Genomic DNA, 7306 nt, shown 5'->3' with positions numbered 1-7306 from the left:
GTTCTTATTGGCCTGAGAGAATGTCTGGTAAAGTGCGGATAAATCCATTTCATCCACAAAGTGGCGTAGCAGACGGACCGGGTCATCCTTTGGAATTTGAAATTCAAAATTTAAGGGAAGGCAGAGTTGAAAACTTCCGCCGAGGGATGTATAATCTCCTTGTAAAATTTGATTTTGCATATCTATATTTTACGCCTGTTGCCAAGGATTTTTAAGTCCTTGGCAACATTTTTTGCAAACTAAAAGGGGCTGCTACACGTTGTTGATACGTGCAACAGCCCCTTTTTTCATAGCATAGGAGCGAAAATGAATATCATAAGCAATTTACAGATTCCTACGACGAAGCTGGACCTCTTTATCCGCTCGGTCGAAATCTCCTCCTACCTGCCGGGGCGCGTGCGTCTACGCTCGGCGAAGCTCATCGGCAATCCGGCGCTGGAGGTGGAGGTGCAGGCGCAGCTGGAGTCCTTTGCGGAAATCGCGAGCGTGGAGACGAGCACGGTCACGGGCTCCATCCTCATCAAATACGAGCCAGCCGTGCTCAGGCGCAACGCCGAGCTGCGCAAGGTCGAGGAGTATATCATGACGCATGTCAAACGGCGCTGACGCACTCCGTGGCTGCCTTTGCCACGGCCACCCTCTTATGGGGCAGGGCGCGGCGGTGCAGCATTGCTTTGACGGCGTTTGTGGCACAGATTCAGAGGAGATGACACGATGTCTTATGTTTCAGGTTTTATGATGGGCGCAGCTATCGGCAAGGGGCTGCGGCAGTTTTTCACGGGCGCGCCGCGAACGGCGCAGCAGCTCGGGGCACAGGCCTGCCAACGTGGCACGCAGGCCTATCAGCGTGGGGTGCAGGTGGCGGCGCAGGTGAAGCGGCAGGCCGTGCAGGTTTCACAGCAGTTGTCGTATGACTTTGCCTGCGTGAGCCGTCTGCCGGGGCGCAGACGCTACCGCGCGCCGCTGACGCCGGAGCTGGCGGCCATGCTGCAGGCGCAACTGCCGAAGCTGGCTTTTTTGCAGGAGTTCCGGGCCAATGCGGCTACGGGCAGCCTGCTCTTTGTCTACGATGCGGCGGCCGAGGCGCAGATGGACGCGCTCGCGCTGTATCTTGCGCGGCACATTTTCCGCCGTCCCTGGCGCAAGCGCGTCGATGAGGCCGCGCTGCCCGTGGAGGCACATGCGGGTGCCCTGACGCGCAGCGTGCGCGGCTCCATGCGCGATTTTTCGGCGTGGATTCGCCGCACGACGGGCGGCTGGCTCGACGTGAGCTCGGCGGCGTTCCTGATTTTCCTGTTGCGCGGCCTGCGCAAGATGGTGCTGACGAAGCAGTATCCCTCGGCCTCGCAGATGCTTTGGTGGGCGGTCTCACTGATGAGAGGATGGCGAACCGTATGATGTACGGACGGATGAATTATCGCCTGCCGGTCGCGCTCGCGCGTGAACAGCGTGCTCAGCTCGCGGCACAGCTGCGTCGCTACCGTACGCTGAAGGCCGTGCTCGTCGACGAGCGGCAGGTACGCATTTGGTACGTGGGCACGCTGCCCGCGCGCGAGCTGCAGCAGTATATCATCGCGGCCGTGCAGGCGGCGCAGGCCGCGGCCGTGACGCCTGCCGACCGGCTGGCCGAGTACCGGCGCGACGCCATTGCCTCGCTCGCGGTCTTCGCGGCCATGCAGATTATCAAGCGTACGTCGCCGGAGCTCTTTCTCGCGACGAAGTTTCTGCGCAGTGGCCTCGTGCTGGCGCTCGCGCGCAAATTTATCCAGAATGGCGTCACGGGCCTCGTGCGTGACCGTCAGCCGAACGCGGACACGCTGACGGCGACGGCGGTCATCGCCTCCGTGCTCGCGGGCAAGCCGGAGTCCAGCCTCACGCTGCTCACGCTCTCGAACGGTGCGGAGATGCTCACAAGCTACGCGGCGGAGCGCGCGCGCACGCAGATTTCGGGACTGCTCTCGCTCGACCAGCGCTATGTCTGGCGTGTGGAGAACGGCGTGGAGACCAAGGTACCCGTGGAGGCGGTGCGTGCCGGTGACACGATCGCGGCACACACGGGCGAGAAAATCGTCATCGACGGCCGCGTGCTCGCGGGCTCGGCGGCCGTGAACCAGGCCTCCATCACGGGCGAGTCGAATCCGGCCATGAAGCATAAGGACTCGCCCGTGTATGCAGGCTCGGTCGTCGAGGCGGGCGAGCTCATCATCGCCGTGGAAAAGGTCGGCAGTGACACGAGCCTCGCGCATATCGTGCACCTCGTCGAGGAGGCACAGAACCGCAAGGCCCCCGTGCAGAACTTCGCCGATCAGATGGCGAATTTCCTCGTGCCGGTGTCTTTCCTCGGCGCGGCCATCGTCTACGGCGCGACGCGTGACTGGCAGCGCGTGCTGAATTTGCTCTTTATCGACTTCTCCTGCGGCCTGAAGCTCTCGACGGCCACGGCTATCAGCGCCGCTATCAGCGCGGCGGCGAAGCGCGGCATCCTCGTCAAGGGTGGCAACTACATCGAGGCGCTGGCGGAGACGGACACGGTCGTGCTGGACAAGACGGGCACGCTGACCGTCGGCATCCCGCAGATTGCCTTTACGCGCACGGCGCAGGGCGTCGACGAAAAGGAAATGATTTTGCTCGCGGCCTCGGCGGAGCAGCACTCCGTGCACCCGCTGGCCGTGGCCATCCAGAAATACGTCAAGGCGCACGACTGGCAGACGCCGCAGCATACGTCTAGCGAGACGGTCGTCGCGCGTGGCATGCTCGCCGAGGTACCGGCGTTCGAGGGCTACGCGGGTGGCACGGTGCGCGTCGGCAGTAAGAAGTTCCTGCGTGAGAACGGCATTGCGGATAGTGAACAGCTCGATACGGGCCTCGAGGGCAAGAACCTGCTCTACGTGGCACGTGATAAAAAGCTGCTCGGCGTCATCGGCATCGAAGACACCATCCGGCCCGCGATAAGACGCTGAACCAGATGCGGCGCCACGGCATCGACGAAATCGTCATGCTCACGGGCGACAGCAAGGCTGTGGCCGCCGAGGTCGCGCGCCAGATGGATATAGACTCCTACCACGCAGAGATTTTGCCCGAGGACAAGAGCGACTACGTGAACAAGCTCAAGCAGCGCGGCACGGTCATGATGGTCGGTGACGGCATCAACGACGCACCGGCGCTCGCATTCGCCGATGTCGGCGTCTCGCTGGGCGGCCGCCAGACGGACATCGCGGCCGAGTCCTCGGCCGTCACCATCCACGGCGAGGACCCGTCGCGCCTCATGGAGGCCTTGCAGCTCGGCCGCCGCACCATGCGCCTCGTGCACCAGAACTTCATGGCGACCATCCTCGTCAACAGCGCGGCCATGCTCCTCGGCGCGCTCGGCCGCATCAGCCCGCTCTGGGCCGCGGTCATCCACAACACCGCGACGCTCGCTGTCGTGCTGAACAGCTGCCGCATCCTGCAGCTGGAACAGCGCCAGGCGCGCCGCCGCAGGCAATAAACTGCTTGGTGGCTGAAGGTTCAGCTGGGTGCTTTACAAATTTCATGATGTCTTAAAACGATACTTTGGTCCTATGGCCGGTAGCGTTTTTTATATGTTTTGCCTCTGTCAGGCAGAGGCAGATGATATGCATAATGTCTTGCACGGGGGGGCGGATGTGTTATACTAGCCTGAAGCGAGATGAGGGAAACCTTGAGCTGATAAAATGATTTTGCAAAGGAATGGGAAAGGAAGGATCGGGTTTTGATCAGGAAGCAGAATATTGCATGGCGCCGTTTGACGGCGGCGGTGCTGGCGGGCGTGGGTGCGTTCACGCTGCTTGGCACGGCACAGGTCATGGCGGCCGACAAGACCACGGAGCATGAAATCGCACAGAACCAGGCGGGCAAGGAACTGGAGCGCCAGCAGCAGAGCCAGCATACGGGGCAGGCCGTGCGCGCTGACCGCATCACGGTGCCGGTCACGGCGGTGAAAATCGACAGCTCGGACAGCCTGCCGGAATCGATGGTACGTCGGCTGCTGCCAGCACTGAATGCAGACAAAATCAATATCCACGAACTCTCCAAGGAAATCCAGCTCGTGAATGATACGGGCGCGGCAAAGCTCAATGCGACGTTCGCCTCAAACCACGACGGCTCGTTCACGGTGCATGTGCAGAACGAGGCGCGCAAAAACGGCCGCGTGAATCTCAGCGTAGCCAACACGGGCAACGACTATACGGGCGACTGGCGCACGACGCTCAGCTACATCAACAATAACATGACGCAGCGCGCCGACAGCTTCGGTGTGGCCTATGTCACGTCGCCGGATGAGCATTTCGATGATGTGAAGCAGGCGGCCATTTCCTATCGCACGCTGCTGCCGCGCGCGGGCGGTGCGCTCACGCTGAATGCCAGCTACTCCGATGTCGATAACGGCAACGTCTCGCCGGCTGCCTATCGCGGGTTTCTCGACTATCAGGCTGCTGGTATCGGCCGCAACCTCGGCATGCGCTACCAGCATTATCTCGCCTATACGTCGCGGGAAAAGGATGCGCTGACGTTCGGTCTCGACTACCGCTACTCCAAGACGGAGAGCTCCATCGAGATGGGCGGTGACAGCCTCGACATCCCCGACCAGAAATACGACATGCTGCTCGGCAGCGTCGGTTTCGAGCACAACAACCGCGACCTGTATCATGCATTCTCCTATCAGGCAGGCGTCTTGACGAACATGGGCGGCGACGCTGGTGAGTACGAGGCCGCGGCTCCGGGCAGCAAGCAGCATTTTACGTTCTACACGGCGGGGCTTGGCTATCAGGTGCGCTCGAAGTCGGACTGGCTCGTCAATGCACGCGCGCATGGCCAGTACACGAGCGACCATATGCCGATCCTCGCCCAGCTTGGTGCGGGCGGCATGTACACGGTGCGCGGTTTCGCGGGCACGATTGCCAGCGCGGATAAAGGTGTCATCGGCAATCTTGAAATCTACACGCCGGAGCTCGCACCGAACCTGCGCCTGCTCGCTTTCCTCGACTATGGCAATCTGACGAACAACACGAGCAGCCGCACGACGAGCAAGCATTTCGAGGACCTCGCCTCGACGGGCCTCGGTCTGCGCTATACGGATGCGAAGCACAACCTCGCGCTCGCCGTCGACTATGCGAAAGTCATCAACGACGTGTCAGACTACACGCTGAGCAGCAGCGCGCCGCACGCGAACCACAGAAGATGGAATATGATGTTCACGGTGGGTTTCTAATCTAAGGAAGGAGACTGAGAATCATGCAATGGAATACAAAAGCACGTCAGGCAGCCCTGACGACCCTCATCTGCCTGTCCCTCTCGGCACCGGTCTTTGCCATGCCGACGGGTGGTGTAGCCACGAGCGGCAGCGATGTTGCTATCAGCACGGGCGATTTGAGCAACGTCCAGAGTGGTGCCACGATTACGGCCAACAAAAACAGCATCATCAACTGGCAGGAGTTCGGCATCAAGGAAGGCGAGACGCTGAATTTTAATACGCAGAACGGCGCCTTGCTGAACCGCGTTACGGGCACGAAGATTTCGGAATTGCTCGGTACGTTGAATCAGAAAGGCGAGTGCCCGCTGATGCTCGTCAACCCGAACGGTATTGTCGTTGGTTCGAGCGCGGTCATCGATGCGCAGACGCTCGTGCTTTCGACGCTTGCGATTTCGGATAACGAGTTCCAGAAAGTGGTTGGCAATGCAGCTGCTACTGGGACGTTTGCCCAAGAGGGCGACAAGACTGGTGCTTTGACAATCGCAAAAGGCGCGACGGTCAATATCGATAACCTGCTTATGCTGTTAGGCGGCACGGTCGATGTTGCGGATGGCGTCAAGTTTACGTTGGGTGATGCGACGAAAGATGACGTCGCTCTTAATGTGGCTGCTGGCAAGAAGATCACGATTGACACCACGGGCAACGATGTGGACTATCAGGATCTGCTCGGCACTGTCACGGCGGACAGCACGAACAAAGTCTCGTTCAGCGGCGACGTGACGAACCAGTCGCAGAACCTCGATGTCAAAATCCAAGGTGGTGCGATTGACCTTAGCAACGCGAATATGGATTTGAACGGGAATGGCAGTCTGTACGCTATTGCGGCGAAAGACGCTACGGATGCGGATGCTGGCAACAAGCTCTCGGCGACTGACTTCACGGTCAAGAATGGCGATACGGCCCTTCTTATCGGCGGTACGGTAGATCTTAAGGACAGTTCGGTCACGGCGGGTAAAGCCGATATTTATGCGCCGGACACGATGAAGGCGACGTTTGATGAAAAGACGGTCAATCTTAAAGACCTGACCATAACGTCGACGAAAGATAATGCTATCACACTCGATAATACGAAATTTACTGGTACACGGATAAACACTAGTACGAATGAGGATCAGGGTGACATGGGCATTCAAGGCGGTGCTGTCACACTCAAGAATGGCACGGAAGTCAGTGCAGGTGGCACGGTCACGATCCTTGCGGCCAAGTCGTTTGAAGATGGCAAGACAATCAACGCTGGCGCGGGCAATACGGTCACGGTTGATAAGACAAGCAAGGTCACGGCAGGTGTCGGTGACGATGACGGCGAAGAAATCAATATCGCTGCAAACAAGGTGGTCACAGACGGTGCGACGCTGACCGCGAAGAAAGTGAATACGGGCGAAGGATCGGTGCTTCATTATGATAATGCGAGCAGCAGCATCGTAGTCGACCAGAAGCCAGCAGCCGAATCTACGGACAATCCGGGCGGCGGCTCTAAGACTGACACGCCGACCAAGACGCCGGAGCAGAAGCCCTTTAACGCTGAGGATGCCAAGAACATCGCAAGTGGCGAGGCGCTGGCGGGCGAGGCCATTACGGGCAACGCGCATTTCGCCCAGCGTCAGGAGGCACTCGTCAACAGCATCGAAAAGCTGAATGCGGCTACGGACGAGCGTGCGGCAGCCGGTCAGATGCTCGGCATCCTGCAGGGCATCAAGAACGCCGACCTCACGACACCGGAGAAACAGCTCTTGCAGCTCAGCGTGCTGAACGCCTACACGCCGACCCAGGGCCGCGCGGAAGACACTGACCAAAAGACGCAGGCTGCGACGGCCAGCACGACGGTCGCAACGGTAGACACGCAGGCAGTGGCCGCAACGGTCACGGCAGGCGAGGCCGCCAACGAGACGTCCGTCTCTGTCGAACAGTAAACTTTATACGCTATCTCTCTAAGGGGCTGTCTCACGAAAGCATTTTCGTGCGGATAGCCCCGTTTTCTTTGACCTCAATCACGGTCATCTGACACTGGTGATAATCATGGCATAAAAAACAGTGCAA

At 59.6% G+C, this 7306-nt stretch carries 5 protein-coding genes and 1 pseudogene; all 6 read left to right on the top strand.

Annotated elements, in window-relative coordinates; all coding sequences use genetic code 11:
• Positions 1-215: hypothetical protein (locus tag F599_RS15925; protein ID WP_211209103.1), on the top strand; the 215-nt coding region annotated here is incomplete at its 5' end.
• 91 nt (positions 216-306) lie between these two features.
• On the top strand, positions 307-606 hold the full coding sequence (locus tag F599_RS0112680) for an HMA2 domain-containing protein (RefSeq protein ID WP_019543872.1): 300 nt from the start codon (positions 307-309) through the stop codon (positions 604-606).
• 108 nt (positions 607-714) lie between these two features.
• Entirely contained in the window at positions 715-1398 is a 684-nt protein-coding gene (locus F599_RS14655; protein WP_026327993.1) for an HMA2 domain-containing protein, read from the top strand.
• A pseudogene (locus F599_RS14650) lies at positions 1383-3487 on the top strand (heavy metal translocating P-type ATPase). The gene F599_RS14655 and the pseudogene F599_RS14650 overlap by 16 nt, the downstream one beginning before the upstream one ends.
• A 243-nt stretch (positions 3488-3730) precedes the next feature.
• Positions 3731-5227: a ShlB/FhaC/HecB family hemolysin secretion/activation protein gene (locus F599_RS0112665; protein WP_019543870.1), complete on the top strand. Its 1497-nt coding sequence runs from the start codon at positions 3731-3733 to the stop codon at positions 5225-5227.
• A 23-nt stretch (positions 5228-5250) separates the two neighbouring features.
• A complete protein-coding gene (locus tag F599_RS0112660) occupies positions 5251-7179 on the top strand; it encodes a two-partner secretion domain-containing protein (protein WP_019543869.1) in 1929 nt (642 codons plus the stop codon).
• Positions 7180-7306: the final 127 nt, after the last annotated feature.

The organism is Selenomonas bovis DSM 23594, from assembly GCF_000381005.1.
Classification (GTDB): Bacteria; Bacillota; Negativicutes; order Selenomonadales; family Selenomonadaceae; genus Selenomonas_C; species Selenomonas_C bovis.
Note: the sequence above shows the minus strand (reverse complement) of the source record. Positions and strands in the feature narration are given on the sequence as shown.

Bases quoted from the DNA above. Each gene is read 5' to 3' on its own strand.
- F599_RS0112680 (WP_019543872.1), top strand. From the start codon at position 307: ATGAATATCATAAGCAATTTACAGATTCCTACGACGAAGCTGGACCTC.
- F599_RS14655 (WP_026327993.1), top strand. From the start codon at position 715: ATGTCTTATGTTTCAGGTTTTATGATGGGCGCAGCTATCGGCAAGGGG.
- F599_RS0112660 (WP_019543869.1), top strand. From the start codon at position 5,251: ATGCAATGGAATACAAAAGCACGTCAGGCAGCCCTGACGACCCTCATC.